Genomic DNA, 18,531 nt, shown 5'->3' on the forward strand with positions numbered 1-18,531 from the left:
GCCTACAGCGGCGCCAGCCGCGAAATGGCGCGTGCGCACTCCACCACCAGCGGGGCCAGCCGGGCCTGGGCGTCGTCCATGCGCCAGCGGCTGGTGGGCGGGGCGACGTGGACGGCGCCCACCACCTGGCCGCGCAGGTTCAGCACCGGGGCGGCGATGCCCATGTCGCCCAGGAACAGCTCTTCGCAGTTGGTGGCATAGCCCGTGTCGCGGCAGCGCTGCAGGCGAGCCAGGATATCGCCCACCTGGGTCAGGGTGGCGCGGGTGCGCGCGGGGCGGGGCATGCGCTCCAGCCAGGGCTGCGCCTGCGCGTCGGGCCATTGGCTCAGGTAGGCGCGGCCGCAGCTGCTGGCGTACATCGGCACCTGGGTGCCCACGGGCGTCAGCACGGGGATGTGCTGGGTGGTCAGCACCTGGGCCAGGTACACCATGTGGTCCCCGTTGGGCTCGGTCAGCGTGGCGGTCTCGCCGCTGTCGCGCGCCAGCTGGGCCAGGTAGCTGTGGGCCGCGGCAATCAGCGGGTGGGCTTCGAGGTAGTTGAAGCCCAGCTCCACCACGCGCGGCAGCAGGCCAAAGCGCTGGGTGCTGGGGTGCTTGCCGATGTAGCCCAGCCGCTGCAGGGTGTGGACCGAGCGCTGGGCCGAGGCCTTGGTCATGCCGGTGCGCGCGGCGATGTCCCCCAGGGTGAGGCTGCGGTGGCCGGCCTGGAAGGCGCACAGCACCTGCAGGCCCTTGGCCAGCGACTGGTTGAACAAGGCATCCGGTGTGGCAGTGGGTTCGGGTGGCAACATGGGCGCACGCAGGGTGGAGTGACCCAGGCACCAGCAAGAAACAAACCAGATCGGCCGCGCCTGTGCTATTTAAAAAAGGAGCGGCCAGCGCTGGTTTTGCAAGAACTTCAAGCTGATTGAAGCCTGAAGTCCTTGTTTCCTCAGCGCCAACCGCTCCTGTTTTGTCAGCGGCTGCTGGGGAAGCTGAACACCGCGCCTTCGCGCACGCCGGCGCTGGGCCAGCGCTGGGTGATGGTCTTGCGCTTGGTGTAAAAGCGCACGGCATCGGGGCCGTAGGCGTGCAGGTCGCCGAACAGGCTGCGCTTCCAGCCGCCGAACGAGTGGTAGGCCACGGGCACGGGCAGGGGCACGTTCACGCCCACCATGCCCACCTGGATGTGGTCGGTGAAGTAGCGCGCGGCCTCGCCGTCGCGCGTGAAGATGCAGGTGCCGTTGCCGTACTCGTGGTCGTTGATCAGCTGCATGGCTTCCTGCAGCGTCTTCACGCGCACCACGCCCAGCACGGGGCCAAAGATTTCTTCCTGGTAGATCTTCATGCCGGGCTTCACGTGGTCGAACAGGCAGGCGCCCAGGAAGTAGCCTTCCTCGTGACCTTCCACCTTCACGCCGCGGCCGTCCACCACCAGCGTGGCGCCTTCGGCCACGCCGCTGTCCACATAGGCCTTGACCTTCTCGAAGTGCGGCTGGGTCACCAGTGGGCCCATGTCGTTGCCGTTGTCCGTGCCGGGGCCGACCTTCATCTTGGCGATCTCGGTCTTCAGCCCGGCAATCACCGCGTCACCCACGGCGTCGCCCACGGCCACCAGCAGCGGGATGGCCATGCAGCGCTCGCCGCACGAGCCGTACGCCGCGCCCATCAGCGCGCTGACGGCGTTGTCTACATCGGCGTCGGGCATCAGCACGGCGTGGTTCTTGGCGCCGCCCAGGGCCTGCACGCGCTTGCCATGCTTGCAGCCTTCGGCGTAGATGTATTCCGCAATCGGCGTGGAGCCGACAAAGCTCACGGCCTTGACGCGTGCGTCGCGCAGCAGCGTGTCCACGGCGGTCTTGTCGCCGTTGACCACGTTGAGCACACCGGGGGGCAGGCCGGCTTCCAGCGCCAGCTGGGCGATGAACAGGGTGGACGAGGGATCGCGCTCCGAGGGCTTGAGCACAAAGGTGTTGCCACAGGCCACGGCCATGGGCCACATCCACAGCGGCACCATGGCCGGGAAGTTGAACGGCGTGATGCCGGCGGTGACCCCCAGGGCCTGGAATTCGCTCCAGCTGTCGATGCCGGGACCCACGTTGCGGCTGTGCTCGCCCTTGAGCAGCTCGGGCGCGTAGCTGGCGTATTCCACGTTCTCGATGCCGCGCTGCAGCTCGCCGTGGGCATCGGCCAGCACCTTGCCGTGCTCGGCGGTGATCATCGCGGCGATCTTGTCGGCGTGCTCTTCGAGCAGCTGCTTGAACCTGGACATCACGCGCGCGCGCTTGAGCGGTGGCGTGGCGCGCCAGGCGGGGAAGGCCGCCTCGGCCGAGGCGATGGCAGCCTCGACCGTGGCTTGGGATGCCAGGGCCACGCTGGTGGTCGATTGGCCGGTGGCGGGGTTGAACACCGGCTGCGTGCGCTCGGTGTCGGCCACGATCTGGCCGTCGATCAGGTGGCCGATGGTCGAGGTGATGGAGGAATCCTTGTGCATGGGGTGGTGCTCCAAAAAGGCTGCAGCGCAGATGGATGGTGCGCCAGCAGCTATGGTTTCAGGGGAGTGGGCCAGTATCCGCAGCGCGCCGGCTGCAGGCCAGCGCCTGCGGGACAGTGGCGTGGGCCCCAGCCTGCGGGTTTACGCGGTGGCGTTCAGCGTCTCGCCCAGGGCGTTGACCAGGCTGTCGATTTCCGCGGGTGTGCTGATGAAGGGCGGTGCCAGTTGGATGGTGTCGGCGCCGTAGCGCACGTAAAAGCCCTTGTCCCACATCGCCATGGCGATCTCGTAGGGGCGCTTGGCGGGCTCGCCCGGCAGCGCGGCGATGCTGAAGCCAGCGGCCAGACCGAAGTTGCGGATGTCGGCCACGTGCTGGCAGCCGCGCAGGCTGTGCACGGCCTGCTCGAAATGCGGGGCCAGGGCGCGCACGCGGCCCGGCGCGTCCTCGCGCTCCAGCAGGTCCAGCGCGGCCAGGCCAGCGGCGCAGGCCACGGGGTGGGCCGAGTAGGTGTAGCCGTGGGCAAACTCCAGCATGTACTCGGGGCCGCCAGCGGCCATGAAGGTGTCGTAGATCTCCTTGCGCACCACGCAGCCGCCCAGGGGCTGGGCGCCGTTGGTGACCTGCTTGGCGAAGTTCAGGATGTCGGGCGTGACGCCAAAGACCTCCGAGCCCGTCCAGCCGCCGCAGCGGCCAAAGCCGGTGATGACCTCGTCAAAGATCAGCAGGATGTGGTGCTGGGTGCAGATCTCGCGCAGGCGCTGCAGATAGCCGGCCGGCGGAATCACCACGCCGGCCGAGCCGGAAAACGGCTCGACGATCACGGCGGCAATGGTGCTGGCGTCGTGCAGGGCAATCACGTCCAGTAGGCGGTCGGCCAGCGCGCGGCCGTCGAGGTCGGGCATGCCCCGGCAGAACGAGCCGGCCGGGGGCTGGGTGTGGGGCAGGTGGTCGGCTTCAATCCCCTGGCCGAACAGCTTGCGGTTGCCGGCCAGACCACCGACCGAGATACCGCCGTAGTTCACGCCGTGGTAGCCCTTTTCGCGGCCGATCAGGCGGGTCTTGCCGGCCTGGCCCTTGGTGCGCCAGTAGGCGCGGGCCATCTTCAGCGAGGTGTCGGCGGCCTCGGAGCCCGAGCCGGTGAAGAACACGTGGTCCAGGCCGGCCGGCGTCAGCTCCACCAGCTTGTTGGCCAGGGCGAACGAGGCCGGGTGGCCAAACTGGAAGGCGGGCGCATAGTCCAGCTGCAGGGCGGCCTGGCCCACGGCCTGGGCGATCTCCTGGCGGCCATGGCCCAGGCCCGTACACCACAGGCCCGACAGGCCATCAAAAATCTTGCGGCCGGCGCTGTCGTGCAGGTAGGCGCCCTGGGCGCCGACGATCATGCGCGGCTGGGCCTTGAAGTTGCGGTTGCCGGTGAAGGGCATCCAGTGCGCTTCCAGCCAGGCGGCGTCCTGGCGGGTGGCGGTCGTGGCAGATGGGGCGGTGTCGGTGAAGTCCATGGCAATTTCCTCGGGCAAACGCTGTGCTGGAGGCCATTGTTGGAGGTGGCGACGTTTTCTTGAATAGTCGTACATCCATGTTTACTTGCGAAATATTGCAAGTAATGCGTGCATGTGTACTGTGACGGCCGTGCTCTGCGGCAACCCACCTCAACATCGGGTGCGCAGGGCGGCGGCCCCCCCGCACCGGAGGTGCAGGCCCCGCGCGGCGGTACGCGGTCGCCGCCGCGCCTAGCGGCGCTGCTCCAGGGCCAGGCGCACGGCCAGACCGGCCAGCACCGTGCCCATCACCCATTTCTGGGCCCGCAGCCAGTGCGGGTTGCCCTGGAACCAGCGGGCGATGTGCGCGGCGAACAGCGTGATCAGCAGGTTGACGCTGAAGCTGGTGGTGATCTGGACCATGCCCAGCGTCATGCTCTGCCAGAACACCGAGCCGTGCGCGGCGCTGACGAACTGCGGAAAGATGGACAGGTAGAACATCGCCACCTTGGGGTTGAGGATGCTGGTGAGCAGGCCCATGGCAAACAGCCTGCGCGGCGATTCGGCCGGCAGGGGCAGGGTTGGGTCGAAAGGCGAGGCTCCACCGGGCCGGACGGCTTGCCAGGCCATCCACAGCAGGTAGGCGGCGCCGGCCCATTTCAGCACTTCAAACGCCAGCGGCACGGCCATGAACAGCGCGGTGATGCCCAGGCTGGCGGCCAGCATGTGCACAAAAAAGCCCAGCACCACGCCGGCCAGCGAAATGACGCCGGCGGCGCGCCCCTGGCAGAGGGAGCGTGAGATCAGGTACAGCATGTTGGGCCCCGGGGTCAGGACCAGCAGCAGGGAGGCGCCGGCGAACACCAGCAGATCGTGGACGGGCATCATGGTGGGCCGCAACGCGCAAGACAGGGCGTTCGATTACACCAGGGGGCCGGGCCGCCTGGCAAGCCACCGTGCGACCAGCCGTGGTCCGCTGGGGTGCAGCCATGGCGACCTGCGGCCCACCGCTAGGCAGCTGGTGCAAAACTTGCTCTAATCCCAGCCATGACGCCACGGCCTGCTCCCATTTCTGCATCGGACCTCCAACCCGCCAGTGCTTCGGCGGACGGAGGCATTCCGGCGCCGCTGGGCCGCTCGCGGGCGGTGCTGGGCCAGCTCAGCGACATGGACCTGCGCCTGCTGCGCATCTTCAAGAGCGTGGTGGAGTGTGGCGGTATGTCGGCCGCCGAGCTGGAGCTGAACATCAGCGCCTCCACGCTGAGTCGCCACATGAAGGACCTGGAAGAGCGCCTGGGCCTGGTGCTGTGCCGCCGTGGGCGCGCCGGCTTCGCCCTCACGCCCGAGGGCGCTCAGGTCTACGAGGCCACCTTGCAGCTGCTGGGCGGGGTGGGCCTGTTTCGCAGCCGTATCCATGCCATCCATGACCGCATGGGAGGCAGCCTGGAAATCGCGGTGTTCGACAAGACCGTGACCAACCCGCAGGCGCACATCGATCGGGCCCTCCAGGCCTTTCACCAGCAGGCGCCGGACGTGGAGATCCAGCTGCATGTGACCCACATGCACGAGATCGAGCGGGGCCTGATGGACGGACGCTTCCAGGTGGGCGTGATCCCTGCACACCGCAGCTCGGGCAGTCTGGTGTACCGCGACCTGTTTGCCGAGCACATGCTGCTGTACTGCGGCCCCGGCCACCCCCTGTACGGCGCGGACCACAGCCAGCTGGACTGGCCGCACCTGCAGGCACATGCGTTCGCGGGGTTGGGCTACCACTCGCCCAACATGGAACTGGCCCACCGCGTGGGCCTGCGCCGCAGGGCCACCGGCTTTGACCAGGAGGCGATTGCCACCCTGGTGCAGACCGGCTGCTACCTGGGCTTCCTGCCCGACCACTACGGGCGTCTGCTGCAGACCACCGGCCGGTTGCAGGCGATTGCGCCCGAGCGCTTTCACTACGACTGCCAGTTCGTCGCGATGTGGCGCCTGTCGCCGGCCCCCAGCCGTGCGGCGCAGGTCTTCATCGATTGCCTGGCGCAGGCGCACGCAGGCTAGGCACCGGGTGTTGCCGGCATGGCCGGGGCACCGTTCACGATCAGCACCGGCAGTGTGGCGCGGCGCAAGACCTGGTCGGCCACGGAGCCCAGCAGCACCGATTCGGCCGCCGTCAGCCCGTGCGAGCCGACGGCAATGCCCAGGCTGCCCAGCCTGTGCGCCAGGCCCACGATCTCGTCAGCGGCCTCTCCCATGAGGACATGCAGGTTCCACGGGATGGACGCCATCTCCAGCAGGCGGCGCGCGGGGGCCGTGGTGGCCCAGCCGCCGCGTGCCAGTTCGGTTTCTGCGGCTTCCTTGCTCAGCCAGGACTGCACGTGCACCAGATCGATGCCGCTCCCCTGGCCCAGGGCCACCAGATGGGCCGCCGCCTGCACGGCATGCAAGGCACAGGCCGAGCCATCGACCGCCACCAGCCAGCGCGCACTGCCGGCCTGCTGGCCTTCTGCCGTGCCCAGCCATGCCACGGCGTCGATCCGGCCCAGGTCATCACGCTGGATCTGGTCGGGAGTGGGGATGCGGTCGTGATCGTGGGCCGTGGACGGGGTCATAGCGCACTCCGGGTTTTACGGTGGGAGAGGTGCATGCTCAGCAGCACCGAGGTCAGAACGATGGACCCGACGATCACCAGCGACCACTGCACCGGCATGTGGAACCAGGGCATGGCCAGCATCTTGCCGCCGATATAGATCAGCACCAGGGCCAGGCCGTACTTGAGCAGGTGGAAGCGCTCGGCCATGTCGGCCAGCAGGAAGTACAGCGCCCGCAGACCCATGATGGCAAAAATGTTGGACGTGAACACGATGAAGGGGTCGGTGGTCACGGCGAAGATGGCCGGGATGCTGTCAACGGCAAACACCAAGTCGCTGGCTTCGATCATCATCAGCACCAGGAACATCGGCGTTGCGTAGCGCAGGCCGTCGATGCGCACGAAGAAGGCCTGCCCATGAAAACCGGGCGTGATGCGCATGTGGCCACGCAGCCAGCGCAGCAAGGGGTTCTTTTCCAGGTCCGGTTTCTGGTCGGCCATGACCAGCATCTTGACCCCGGTGACCACCAGCAGCAGGCCGAACACGTAGAGCACCCAGGCAAACTGCGACACCAGCCAGATACCGCCCAGGATCATGACCGCCCGCATCGCGATGGCGCCTAGCACGCCATACAGCAGCACGCGGCGCTGCAGCTCGGGCGGCACGGCGAAGTAGTTGAAGATCATCACGAAGACAAACATGTTGTCGACCGACAGGGCCTGCTCGATGAGGTAGCCGGTGAAGAACTCCAGCGCCTTGCGGTTGGCGATCTCGCGGCCGGCCGTGCCATCCAGGTACCACCACCACAGGGCGCCGAAGGTGATGGCCAGGGCCATCCAGGTGGCGGTCCAGCAGGCCGCTTCCCGCGCCGAGACGCGGTGCGCCTTGTTGCCACCCAGCACGAACAGGTCCAGCAGCAGCATGGCCAGCACGAAGGCGATGAATCCGGCCCACATCGGGCCGGTGGCCAGGGATTCGATGTTGCTCATGGGCAGGCTCCCGACAGGGTGTTGGACGTTGGCAGCACCGGCATGGCGCGGCGGGTGTCAGCCGCCGCGGTGGATGGGCTCAGTTCGCGGCCATCCACAAGGCCAGTAGGCCCGCCCCCGTACCGACACCGGCCGGAATGCCCACGCGCTCCAGCCGCGAGGCCGCTTCGCCTGCGATCACCTCCACGGGCACGCTGGTGCGCTCCAGCACCTGGTTGGTGACTGAGTTCTCGACCAGCCGGACCAGGGAACTCTTGCGCGCTGTACCCATGACGATGGCATCGCACTGCAGCCGGCGTGCGGTCTCGACAATGCAGTCGACCCTGTCGCCCACTTCGCAATGCACGGTGTAGGCAATCTCGGCGCTGTCCAGCAACTGCCGCGCCGGCGCCAGTGCCTGCCGGGCCTGTTCCTGGTGGAACTCCATCCGGCCTTCATCGCTGCTGTGGTCGCTGATGAATTTCGAGAAGGGAGGCTGCACGTTGAGCAGATGGATGTCGAGTTCGCGGTGCTTGCTGCATTCGCTGATGACGTGGCGTACCGCGCATTGCGAACTGGCGGAACCATCCGATGGGACCAGGACTTTCAACATGGCGCGTCTCCTTGAAATGGGGCGGTCTGTCAGGAACATCGCGTGCAGGTCCGGTGGTGGTCCAAGGGCTGTGCCGTGGGAAGGTCACCGGTCTTGCACAGAATGCAGCCCCACGATAGCGGGGCACCGGATTTGTAAAAGCAGATAATTGGGAAACCTCAGTTCTGGAAAACCGAACCATGGGCACAGGCTTCAGTTACCGGCATCTGTACTATTTCTGGGTGGTCGCCAAGGAGGGAGGCATGGCCCGCGCCGCAGCCCGCCTGGGCATGGCCGTGCAGACCGTGAGCACCCAGGTGCGTGAGCTGGAGCGTTCGCTGGGCTATGCCTTGTTCAAGCCCGCCGGGCGGGGCGTGGCGCTGACGGAGGCCGGCATCGCCGCCATGCGCCAGGCCGAGCAGATTTTCCAGTTGGGGGAACAGCTGCCCGACGTCGTGCGTGACGCCGTGGGTTCGCCCTCGGTGCGGCTGGTGATCGGCATTTCCGATGAGCTGCCCAAGCTGGCGGTCCGCAGCCTGATACAGCCGGTGCTGCGCGAGCCCCACCTGCGGCTGCTGTGCCTCGTCGACGAGTTCGAGGACTTGCTGGGCGATCTGGCGCTGCACCGGCTGGACATCGTGCTGGCCGACCGTGCCGCGCCGCCCAATCCCAGCCTGAAGGTGTACAGCCACGCGCTGGGGGCCTCGGCCCTGGCCTGGTACGCGCCCGCCTCGCTGTATGCGACGGCGCGCCGGGGCTTTCCGGATTCTCTGGCGCGCGTGCCCGTGCTGCTGCCCACCACCCACGCGGCCGTGCGCGCCCGGCTGGACCAGTGGTTCGAGCGCCTGGGGATCAAGCCGCACGTGGTGGGTGAATTCGAGGACAGCGCCTTGCTCAAGACGTTTGGTGCCGCCGGCATGGGGGTCTTTCCGATGGCCGGCCTGGTGCACGACGAACTGGTGTCGCGCTACGGGGTGAAGCGCGTGGGCGCCTGCGAAGGCGTCGAGGAGTACTTCTTCGCGATCGGCGCCAACAAGAAGGTGCTGCACCCGTTGGTGCAAAGGCTGCTGCCCAACCAACGCTAGGAACACCTGGCACGGTGTGGGTGTGTTGCGAGACCGGCAGGGCAGTGCAGCGGGTGAGGGCTGGGTGCCCCAAAGAAAAAGCGCCGTAAAGGCGCTGGTTGATTGGCTATCTGGCGGAGGCTGTGAGATTCGGCGTCAGATGATAAAAGTTCTTAAAAATCAATAACTTATGACTTTTTAAAAACTGCGTGTGTACCACTCAAATGGACTTCTTAGTGTACCAGTACGAAGCACATTATTGATGCCGTTTGCCGTGTAGTTGTCGGCTTTGCAGTGCGATAGCCGTCTGAAGATTACGCAACATAAACACCTGCTTTTTTCCAAGTAGTCACTCACTAAAGATCTGTAGCAGGATGGCCTGTCTCCCGTAGAGTTCGAGAGACGTCATTGTGTGAGGCTGGCAACTATCTAGGAAAGCTTGGTCGATTCATGTAGGCAGTTGGGGCGGGCTATCTGGAAACGCTGGAGCGGCTACCACCGAAGGTCTTTGGTGGAGACCAAGATGAATTGCTTCAAGCGCCTGGGCGAGAAGGTGATGGCCAGGACGTTTGAACGCCAGGTGGCCGAGCTCAATATTCGAGCGTCAATCCTCAATCAATTTACCGCTCTGGGCACACCCCAGACGGTCGCTGCTGCGTAAATCCGTCTGAGGTTTGGGGTAGCTCGGCCTCAGGGTGATTTATGCAACAACGCCTGTCAGATATGACGGAGGCTGAGCTTGCGAGTGACTTGATGGGGAATGTTTGATAAACACTGAAAGGGGCTTTATGCCCCTTTTTTGTTTTTCGTTTGTTGAAACTAGGGGAGTAAGAGGACTTTTGCAAGGCACTGACTTCAAGTTTGTTCTGCCCTTATCTTTATTTTTATTGCGTCAAAATATTGACGCAATTTTTAAATCACGTCAAAATCCGCGTCATGAATAGCGTCAAACCACAGCAAGAGCTCGACTTGTTGATCAATGTCATTGAGCGTCACCCAGAAGGGGTGAACGCTGAAGAAGTGCTGCATGAGTCTGGGCTGGCCTTGCAACGCCGTAGCCTTCAGCGCAGACTGGCTGTACTGGTTGAACAAGGGCGCATTAGGGTGCAGGGGCAAGCGCGGGCCGTGCGCTACTTTCCTGTTCTGGAAGATGAAAGCCCAAGTGGCGTAGCTTCTGCAGGCACAGAGGCTGCGATCGAGCCATATGTTCCTGTCAGCGCTGAAGGCGAAGCCATCAAAGCGTATGTGCGTCAGCCTCGGCATTTACGCAAGCCTGTGGTCTATCGCACTGAGTTTTTGGAGCAATACCACCCCAACCACACCGCGTACCTGCCTTTGAAGCTGCGTGAACAGCTACATGCCCTGGGGCGCTCACCTGCCGAGCAAACACCTGCAGGCACCTTTGCGAGGGACATTCTCAATCGCTTGCTGATCGACCTTTCTTGGGCTTCTTCGCAACTCGAAGGCAACACCTACAGCCGTTTGGATACAGCACGGCTGATTGAGTTTGGCCAGGTGGCAGAGGGTAAGGATGCGTTTGAAACGCAGATGATCCTGAACCACAAGCAAGCGATTGAATTCTTGGTGCACTCACCTGAGCAGGCCGTGGTTTCGCAAGACACCATCGTGGCCTTGCATGCTTTGCTTTCCGATGGCTTGATGGCTGACCCTGCGATGTGTGGCCGCATTCGCAGCCGTGCAGTTGAAATTGGCGGCAGCGTGTACCTGCCGGTGGCTTTGCCGCAGCGCCTGGAAGAGCTGTTCGGCATCGTGGTGGGCATGGCCGCTGAAATCGAAGATCCCTTCGAGCAGGCATTCTTTTTGATGGTGCACTTGCCTTACTTGCAGCCTTTCGAGGATGTGAACAAGCGGGTGTCGCGCCTGGCTGCCAACATTCCGTTCATTCGCCACAACCTGTGCCCGCTGTCATTCATTGATGTGCCGCAGCAAGCGTACGTGGATGCCATGATCGGCGTGTACGAACTCAACCAGGTTGACTTGCTGCGGGATGTCTTTGTGTGGGCCTATGAGCGTTCCTGCCAGCAGTACGTGGCTGTGCAGCAAAGCCTGGTGCCACCCGACATCTTGCGCCTGCGCTACCGGCAAGTGCTTGGTGAAGTGATTGCAGCTGTTGTTCGCGGCGGCCTGCCCGTGAATGAGGCCAGCGTCCAAGCCATGCTGCCTGGAAGTGTGCAGCCTGAAGACCGCGAGCACTTCACACAACTCGTACTCAAGGAACTAGCTGGCTTGCATGCAGGGAACGCCGTTCGGTTTGGACTACGGCCGCTTGAAATGATCGATTGGAAGCAAGGACAAACTCGGTCTTAACAAGGTGTTTTTGAAACCGGAGGTAGCCCATCCATAGGCAGCCATGATCGACATGAGGGTGGACACGTCTATGTGTCTAGTGCGCCTTGACAACGTTTCTGTCTAGCACATACTTTGCAAAGATCTGCAAGAACTCCCAATCGTTTGTATAGATGAAGGAGCATGGAGAAGGTGCGATGAAAGCCTGGAGTGCTCCCCGTATTTGATGCTCGCTAATCGAACACTGTATGGACTCGCCGCGAAAGGGTAGATCCGCGCGTTCAAAGTGGGTGGTGTATGGCGATTTCGGAGAGGTGAGATTGATCAGTGGATTGCCGATCAGATGCAAGTCAGCACAAAGAAGAAGGAGGTGATGCGCAAATGTGAAAAGCAGAAATCAGCCGATCAGGTCTTGTCGCAACTGCGCGATGTTCGTCGCAGCAGGCTAACGAAATGACCGAATCTTCTCTATGTGGAGGTGTGATATGGATATTGACTTCAAGAAGTTGGCACCCTGGAACTGGTTCAAAAAGGAGCAGGAGGAGCAGCAAACAGCCTCTTCCGCTCTGCCCGTGCAGCGCAATGATCGGCTGGTGACAGCTGGTGCGGTCAGTCCGATTTTGCAGTTGCATCGCGAAATTGACCGTCTGTTCGACAATGCATTTCGGGGCGGCGGATTTCCTGCACTAGCAGTGCAGCGCTTACCAGCCGACTGGTCGGGCATGCTAATGCCGGCTCTGGACATCCAGGAAGCCGATAAACAGTACAAGATCGCTTTGGAACTTCCCGGTGTTGAGGAGAAGGATATCCAGATCACCCTCGACAACGACGTACTGGTAGTGCGTGGTGAGAAGCGTCAGGAGCAGGAAAAGAAAGAGAGTGGCTTTCACCGCATCGAACGCTCCTATGGCAGTTTCCAGCGCGCCCTGAATCTGCCAGATGATGCCAACCAGGATTCGATCAAAGCCAATTTTAAGAACGGAGTGCTCACGATCACCATGGACAAGCGTGAGGTCAGTGCACCAAAACAGGGGCGTTCAATCCCGGTCAATAACTGACGCCCTCAACCAACTCTTTCACATCGAAACTGATCAAACGACCGGCGCGGCACTGTGCCATACGGTGCCTCGCTGCCTATCTAAGTTAAGGAGTGTCAGCATGGCCAGAAAACAATGCCAAGTCTGCGGTCAGCCCGCCACGGTGCGGGTGGAAGCCAATCTCAATGGTCGCCACAGCACCATGCTGCTCTGTGACGATCATTACCGTCAACTCGTGCGCCAGCAGAAGCGCACCGTTTCTCCGCTGGAAGCCTTGTTTGGCGCGCGCAGCGGTCTGTTTGAGGACTTTCTGGGTAGCGACTTTTTCCGTATTGGTGACGAGTCGGCGACTGTTGCTGCCGATGCCGATGATGTGGTCGATGCCTCCTTTGGCGAACCGGCTTCGGCGGGTTCAGGTGCACCGCGCCGTCGAGGCAGCGGACTCGCTAGCCGCATCAGCGAGCAATCAGAGGAGTTGCTTCAGGAAGCCGCCAAGTATGCGGCCGAGTTCGGTCGTCCGGAAGTGGATACTGAGCACCTGCTTTTGGCACTGAACCACAGCGACGTAATCAAGACCATCCTCGGTCAGTTCAAGATCAAGGTCGATGATCTCACGCGACAGATCGAATCCGAAGCCAAACGCGGTGACAAGCCGTTCGAGGGCGAAATTGGCGTGTCGCCGCGCGTCAAGGATGCACTGAGTCGTGCTTTCGTGGCATCCAACGAACTGGGTCACTCGTATGTCGGCCCGGAACACTTCCTGATCGGCTTGGCAGAGGAAGGCGAAGGTTTGGCCGCCAACCTGCTGCGCCGATATGGCCTCACGCCGCAGGCGCTGCGTCAACAGGTGAGCAAGGTGGTCGGCAAGGGGGCCGAGGACGGTCGCGCTGAGACGCCGACCAACACACCTGAGCTCGACAAGTACTCGCGAGACCTCACCAAAATGGCGCGCGACGGCAAGCTCGATCCGGTCATCGGCCGCGCACAGGAGATTGAGACCACCATCGAGGTGCTGGCCCGGCGCAAGAAGAACAATCCGGTACTGATCGGCGAGCCGGGGGTGGGCAAGACAGCCATCGTCGAGGGACTGGCGCAGCGCATGGTAGCTGGCGAAGTACCCGAGACATTACGCGACAAGCGCTTGGTGGAGCTGAATATTAACGCGATGGTCGCGGGGGCCAAGTACCGGGGTGAGTTCGAGGAGCGTGTACAGAAGGTGCTCAAGGAAGTGACCGAGCACCAGGGCGAGCTCATCTTGTTTATCGACGAGGTGCACACCATCGTTGGTGCTGGCCAGGGTGGTGGCGAAGGCGGGCTCGACGTGGCCAACGTCTTCAAGCCGATGATGGCGCGCGGCGAACTCAACCTGATCGGTGCCACCACGCTCAACGAGTACCAAAAGTACATTGAAAAGGATGCCGCGCTGGAGCGTCGCTTCCAGCCGGTGATGGTGCCCGAGCCGACGGTAGCACAGACCATGATGATCCTTCGTGGTCTGCGCGACACCTTTGAAGCGCACCACAAGGTCAGCATTACGGAGGACGCGATCATTGCTGCGGCTGAGCTCTCTGACCGGTATATCACAGCACGCTTTCTCCCCGACAAAGCCATCGACTTGTTGGATCAGGCCGCCGCGCGCGTGAAGCTGTCGGCCACGGCGCGCCCGGTGGCGGTGCAGGAGCTTGAATCCGAACTGCACCAATTACGCCGCGAGCAAGACTATCTGGCATCGCGCAAGCAGTATGACAAGGCTGCTGAACTTGGCAAGCGCATCGAGGTCAAGGAAGCCGAACTCAAGAAACTCGTCAAAGACTGGGAGCGTGAGCGTGCTTCGGGCAGTGCCGAGGTCAAGGCCCAGCACGTAGCGCAGATCGTGTCGCGTCTAACTGGCATCCCGGTCAACGAACTGACGGTGGAGGAGCGCGAAAAGCTGCTGCACCTGGAGCAACGGCTACACGAGCGTTTGGTGGGGCAAGACGAGGCCGTGCGGGCGGTGGCCGACGCGGTACGACTGTCACGGGCGGGGCTGCGCGAAGGCAGCAAGCCGGTGGCTACGTTCCTGTTCCTCGGCCCGACCGGCGTGGGTAAGACCGAACTCGCCAAGGCTTTGGCTGAAGCCATCTACGGCGATGAGGGGGCGCTCTTGCGCATCGACATGTCTGAGTACGGCGAACGCCATACCGTCGCACGTTTGGTAGGCGCACCTCCGGGCTATGTCGGTTATGACGAAGGCGGACAACTCACGGAAAAAGTACGTCGCAAACCGTACAGTGTGTTGCTGCTTGATGAGATCGAGAAAGCACATCCCGATGTCTACAACATTCTGTTGCAGGTCTTCGACGATGGGCGCCTTACCGATGGCAAGGGACGGGTGGTGGACTTCACCAACACCATCATCATCGCCACGTCCAACCTCGGCTCGGACATCATCCAGCGGCGCTTGAAGGCTCGCGGTGCCGCAGATGAGGAGTACGAAAAGACCAAGGCCGAAGTGATGGACGTGTTGCGCGGGCACTTCCGCCCCGAGTTTCTCAATCGCATCGATGAGATCATCGTATTCCACTCCCTGGGCAAGGAGGAGATTCGCCATATCGTCAGCCTGCAGCTCGAGCGCGTGGCGCGTAACGCGGCCAGCCAAGGGGTCACACTGACTTACGACCAGACGCTCATCGACCACTTTGCCCAAGAAGGTTACAAACCCGAGTTTGGGGCGCGTGAGCTCAAGCGATTGATTCGCAGCGAGTTGGAAACCGCGCTGGCGAGGGAAATGCTCGGTGGCGGCATCGGCAAGGACGATCATGCCAATGCACGCTGGGACGAGAAAGCTGAGCGCCTGAGCTTCGAGCGCAAGGAGCAGCCGGAGGCCGAGGCCGAGGTCGGAACGGAGAAACCTAACGAAGCCAAGACCGCCGAGGAGCCGCAAAGCGATACGGGCAAGACGGGGCGCAAGAAGAAACCGTCGAGCGGGCAAATATGATGTAGAAGTTGCGATCTGATCTGACAGTTGTTCCCGTTTCGATCGGGTCAGTTGTCAGATTAGTTCAGTGCTTGTACCTTCGTCGCACACCTCTTTTGCTTCGATCAGCGTTTGCATAGGCGGCCTGCCGCAGCACATTTTGCCCTGATGTGTGCGCTGGCCGCTGTAGTAGTCGATCCAGTCATCTAGATCCACCTGCAATTTGTCGATGGATCGGTAGATCTTGCGCCGCAATGCCACTTGGTAGAACTCCTGCAAGATGGTCTTGTGGAATCGTTTGCAGATGCTATTGGTCTGGGGGGCTTTGGTCTTGGTGTGTTTAATGTCATTAACGGCCAGGTATAGCTGGTAGTCATGCGTCTCGGCCTTGCCGCAATACTCCGCACCGCACCAATAAGGAGCGTCACCTTTGAATGAGAATCCTCAAATCTCAGCCCGATACTGTGGCCAGATTAACGAGAATGCCCATTTGGGCAGTTGGCGTCTCGATCTTGGCTCGCAACTCCTCACTTGCTCCGATGAAGCCTGCCGCGTGCTCGGCCTGGATGTTGGTGCGCCAATAGCCTTCGAGCGATTCCTGCAGTGCATTCACCCTGAAGACCGCCCCCTCTTCGATAGGGCATGGGATGCTGCCATGTGCGGAAAGTCCCTTGATCTGCGGTATCGCATCGTCAGCGGAGGGCAGGTTCGCTGGATACACCTGCGGGCAACATTCAAGGGCGACGCCTCTGGTCGGCCCAGAGCGGCAGACGGGACGGTAGAGGACATCACCGATCTCAAGAGGGTCGAGCAGGCGCTGAACTCTATGCGCCGACAGCGAGAAGAGTTGGCCAGCCACGTTCCCGGTATGCTTTACCAATACCGTCTTCGTCCGGAGGGCAGCTCGCACTTCCCTTATGCCAGCACGAGAATACAGGAAATATACGGGGTTGCACCGGAGGATGTTGTTGAAGATGCCACTCCTGCGTTCGCTGCGCTCCATCCTGAAGACCGCGACCGTGTGCATGAAACCATACAGGCGTCGGGGCAGTCACTCGCGCTTTGGCATGACGAGTACCGAGTGCAGTTTCCAGACGGTCGGGTGATCTGGGTCGAAGGCGAGGCGTCGCCTGAAGCCATGCCTGATGGGAGCATCCTCTGGCACGGCTATATCCATGATGTCACCTCACGCAGAAGATCCGCGGAAGAACTTCGCCTTGCGGCTAAAGTTTTTGAGCACGCAGGAGAGGGCATCCTCGTTACGGACGCTCAAGGCCACATTGTCAACGTCAATCGGGCGTTTTCCGTGATCACTGGTTATGCGCGGGAGGAAGTAATGGGGCAGACACCTCGTCTGCTCGAGTCCGATCGCTATGACGATGAGTTCTATCAGACCGTTTGGCAGGCTCTGCGTGAGCACGACTATTGGCACGGAGAGCTCTGGTGCCGACGCAAGAACGGCAGTCAGTTTGCCGCGCTGCTGACGATCAGTGCAGTCCCGGATATGCGGGGCAATATCGAGCATTACGCAGCCATGTTTTCCGACATCACAGCGCTGAAGGAGAACCAGCAACAGCTTGAACGCGTTGCTCATTACGACCTGCTCACCGGCTTGCCCAATCGACTATTGCTTGGAGACCGCCTTAAGCAGGCCATTCGTCAGACACGTCGGCGTGGCATGCACCTGGCGGTTGTCTTCATCGATCTGGATGGATTCAAGAAGGTCAACGACCAGCACGGCCACGCAGTCGGCGACAAATTGCTTTCCGTCCTGTCCAGGCGTATGACGCAGGTGTTGCGCGAAGACGATACCTTGGCCCGTCTTGGTGGTGATGAGTTTGTCGCTATTCTGGTCGACCTGCCGGATATTTCAGTCAGCGTACCGATTCTCGATCGCCTGATCGAGGTGGCTGTACAGCCCGTACCGATTGGTGACGCACTGTGCGAGGTGAGCGCGAGTATCGGTGTGAGCTACTACCCACAAGGCGAAGATATCGACGCCGACCAACTGCTGCGTCAGGCAGATCAGGCTATGTATCGTGCCAAGCAAGCCGGCAAGAATCGATATCACGTTTTCGATACGGAGAAGGATCGTACGCTGCGCACCCGTCACGAAGGATTTGACAGCATAGAGAATGCACTTGCCAATGGGCAGTTTCTGCTTTATTTCCAACCTAAGGTCAACATGCGCACCGGTGAGGTGCTGGGCGCCGAAGCCTTGATCCGCTGGCAACATCCGACGCGTGGCTTGTTATCTCCTGCCTCCTTCATACCCATCATTGAGAACCATCCGCTCGGGATTGACGTGGGGAAATGGACCATCGAGGCTGCGCTGACCCAGATCGAAGTTTGGCGCAAGGCCGGCCTTCATGTCCCGATCAGCGTGAATATCGGTGCGCGGCACTTGCTGCAACCGGACTTCATCATGCATCTCCGGGGTATGTTGTCACGACATCCCGGCGCCCAGCCGCAAGACCTTGAACTGGAAATCCTCGAAACCAGCGCCGTGGAGGACTTCGTTCAAGTGTCTCAGTTGATGACGCTGTGCGAGCGGATGGGATTGCGTTTTGCCCTCGACGATTTCGGCAGCGGCTATTCATCGCTGACCTATCTGAAGCGCCTGCCCGCGCACCTGCTCAAGATCGACCAAGGTTTTATACGCGACATGCTCGAGGATCCGGACGATATCGCCATCCTGGATGCGCTACTGGCACTGGCAAGGTCGTTTGGCAGGAACTGCATAGCGGAGGGAGTCGAATCCATTCAGCATGGTGAAATGCTGCTGCGTATGGGATGCGAGTGGGGCCAGGGTTATGCCATCGGGCATCCGATGCCGGCGCATGAATTCGAGCAATGGCTACACACCTGGCAGGTACCCTTATCCTGGAAGGGATTCAAACCTGACAGTCGCTCCGCGCTGCCCGTGCCGTTCACATACGTCGACCACCGGGTCTGGATTTCCCAGATGATCGACTATCTGTCAGGTAAGACCCAAGTGCCGCCTCAACCCGAAGCACTCCAATACTGGCGGGATCAAAGTGGCCGCCCTACGTTCTTCGGCAAGGATCCTGAT

13 protein-coding genes and 2 pseudogenes are annotated in these 18,531 nt (G+C 62.0%); 7 read left to right on the top strand and 8 right to left on the bottom strand.

All coding sequences use genetic code 11. The annotated features are described in order from the left end of the window. Window positions 1-2: 2 nt before the first annotated feature. The 4 genes from CA2_RS12000 to CA2_RS12015 all read right to left on the bottom strand — a co-directional run bounded on the left by CA2_RS12000 (window position 3) and on the right by CA2_RS12015 (window position 4,840). Window positions 3-791 (bottom strand): IclR family transcriptional regulator, encoded by a 789-nt coding sequence (locus CA2_RS12000; RefSeq protein WP_042417334.1) that lies wholly within the window; start codon window positions 789-791, stop codon window positions 3-5. A 164-nt stretch (window positions 792-955) separates the two neighbouring features. Then, entirely contained in the window at window positions 956-2,473 is a 1,518-nt protein-coding gene (locus CA2_RS12005) for a CoA-acylating methylmalonate-semialdehyde dehydrogenase (RefSeq protein WP_042417337.1), read from the bottom strand. Window positions 2,474-2,614: 141 nt separating this feature from the next. Then, window positions 2,615-3,973 carry an omega-aminotransferase AptA gene (gene aptA, locus CA2_RS12010; protein WP_042417386.1) on the bottom strand — a complete coding sequence of 453 codons (1,359 nt, stop codon included), beginning with the start codon at window positions 3,971-3,973 and terminating at the stop codon, window positions 2,615-2,617. Window positions 3,974-4,204: 231 nt separating this feature from the next. Further along, on the bottom strand, window positions 4,205-4,840 hold the full coding sequence (locus CA2_RS12015) for a LysE family translocator (protein ID WP_042417340.1): 636 nt from the start codon (window positions 4,838-4,840) through the stop codon (window positions 4,205-4,207). A gap of 228 nt (window positions 4,841-5,068) precedes the next feature. On the opposite strand from CA2_RS12015, the gene CA2_RS12020 reads away from it, so the two are divergent. Next, complete coding sequence (locus CA2_RS12020; protein WP_439708935.1) at window positions 5,069-6,004, top strand: LysR family transcriptional regulator; 936 nt, start codon at window positions 5,069-5,071, stop codon at window positions 6,002-6,004. Here the strand turns inward: CA2_RS12020 and CA2_RS12025 are convergent. The 3 genes from CA2_RS12025 to CA2_RS12035 form a co-directional block, all read right to left on the bottom strand. Next, the gene (locus CA2_RS12025; protein ID WP_042417346.1) at window positions 6,001-6,555 is read right to left on the bottom strand and encodes a universal stress protein; all 555 of its coding nucleotides are present in this window, start codon (window positions 6,553-6,555) and stop codon (window positions 6,001-6,003) included. The two genes, CA2_RS12020 and CA2_RS12025, sit on opposite strands and share 4 nt — an antisense overlap. Then, window positions 6,552-7,523, bottom strand: coding sequence for a TerC family protein (locus CA2_RS12030; RefSeq protein WP_042417348.1), 972 nt, complete (start codon window positions 7,521-7,523; stop codon window positions 6,552-6,554). Before CA2_RS12030 ends, CA2_RS12025 begins: the two co-directional genes overlap by 4 nt. A gap of 79 nt (window positions 7,524-7,602) precedes the next feature. Further along, entirely contained in the window at window positions 7,603-8,115 is a 513-nt protein-coding gene (locus CA2_RS12035; RefSeq protein WP_042417350.1) for a universal stress protein, read from the bottom strand. 179 nt (window positions 8,116-8,294) lie between these two features. Between CA2_RS12035 and CA2_RS12040 the strand changes: the two genes are divergently transcribed. From CA2_RS12040 to clpK, 5 genes and pseudogenes are all read left to right on the top strand, one after another. Beyond that, complete coding sequence (locus CA2_RS12040) at window positions 8,295-9,179, top strand: LysR family transcriptional regulator (RefSeq protein ID WP_042417352.1); 885 nt, start codon at window positions 8,295-8,297, stop codon at window positions 9,177-9,179. A gap of 427 nt (window positions 9,180-9,606) precedes the next feature. Continuing rightward, window positions 9,607-9,819: pseudogene (locus tag CA2_RS12045) on the top strand (IS5/IS1182 family transposase); the annotation flags it as partial. A gap of 275 nt (window positions 9,820-10,094) precedes the next feature. Continuing rightward, window positions 10,095-11,486 carry a Fic family protein gene (locus tag CA2_RS12050; protein WP_042417358.1) on the top strand — a complete coding sequence of 464 codons (1,392 nt, stop codon included), beginning with the start codon at window positions 10,095-10,097 and terminating at the stop codon, window positions 11,484-11,486. Between the two features lie 464 nt (window positions 11,487-11,950). After that, window positions 11,951-12,523: an Hsp20/alpha crystallin family protein gene (locus tag CA2_RS12055; protein WP_003052321.1), complete on the top strand. Its 573-nt coding sequence runs from the start codon at window positions 11,951-11,953 to the stop codon at window positions 12,521-12,523. A 100-nt stretch (window positions 12,524-12,623) separates the two neighbouring features. Next, window positions 12,624-15,479 (top strand): heat shock survival AAA family ATPase ClpK, encoded by a 2,856-nt coding sequence (gene clpK / locus CA2_RS12060; RefSeq protein WP_042417366.1) that lies wholly within the window; start codon window positions 12,624-12,626, stop codon window positions 15,477-15,479. A gap of 54 nt (window positions 15,480-15,533) precedes the next feature. Here clpK and CA2_RS17605 read toward each other — a convergent pair. Then, window positions 15,534-15,866, bottom strand: a pseudogene (locus CA2_RS17605) (integrase core domain-containing protein); the annotation flags it as partial. 22 nt (window positions 15,867-15,888) lie between these two features. Between CA2_RS17605 and CA2_RS12070 the strand changes: the two are divergent. Next, window positions 15,889-18,531 (top strand): sensor domain-containing protein (locus CA2_RS12070; protein WP_042417391.1); only part of this gene is annotated, 2,643 nt, incomplete at its 3' end.

It is taken from the genome of Comamonas aquatica NBRC 14918, from assembly GCF_000739875.1.
Taxonomy (GTDB): domain Bacteria; phylum Pseudomonadota; class Gammaproteobacteria; order Burkholderiales; family Burkholderiaceae_C; genus Comamonas; species Comamonas aquatica.

Excerpts from the sequence above, each read along its gene's own strand:
- CA2_RS12000 (WP_042417334.1), bottom strand. The coding sequence starts at position 791 with ATGTTGCCACCCGAACCCACTGCCACACCGGATGCCTTGTTCAACCAG.
- CA2_RS12005 (WP_042417337.1), bottom strand. The coding sequence starts at position 2,473 with ATGCACAAGGATTCCTCCATCACCTCGACCATCGGCCACCTGATCGAC.
- aptA (WP_042417386.1), bottom strand. The coding sequence starts at position 3,973 with ATGGACTTCACCGACACCGCCCCATCTGCCACGACCGCCACCCGCCAG.
- CA2_RS12015 (WP_042417340.1), bottom strand. The coding sequence starts at position 4,840 with ATGATGCCCGTCCACGATCTGCTGGTGTTCGCCGGCGCCTCCCTGCTG.
- CA2_RS12025 (WP_042417346.1), bottom strand. The coding sequence starts at position 6,555 with ATGACCCCGTCCACGGCCCACGATCACGACCGCATCCCCACTCCCGAC.
- CA2_RS12030 (WP_042417348.1), bottom strand. The coding sequence starts at position 7,523 with ATGAGCAACATCGAATCCCTGGCCACCGGCCCGATGTGGGCCGGATTC.
- CA2_RS12035 (WP_042417350.1), bottom strand. The coding sequence starts at position 8,115 with ATGTTGAAAGTCCTGGTCCCATCGGATGGTTCCGCCAGTTCGCAATGC.
- CA2_RS12040 (WP_042417352.1), top strand. The coding sequence starts at position 8,295 with ATGGGCACAGGCTTCAGTTACCGGCATCTGTACTATTTCTGGGTGGTC.
- CA2_RS12050 (WP_042417358.1), top strand. The coding sequence starts at position 10,095 with ATGAATAGCGTCAAACCACAGCAAGAGCTCGACTTGTTGATCAATGTC.
- CA2_RS12055 (WP_003052321.1), top strand. The coding sequence starts at position 11,951 with ATGGATATTGACTTCAAGAAGTTGGCACCCTGGAACTGGTTCAAAAAG.
- clpK (WP_042417366.1), top strand. The coding sequence starts at position 12,624 with ATGGCCAGAAAACAATGCCAAGTCTGCGGTCAGCCCGCCACGGTGCGG.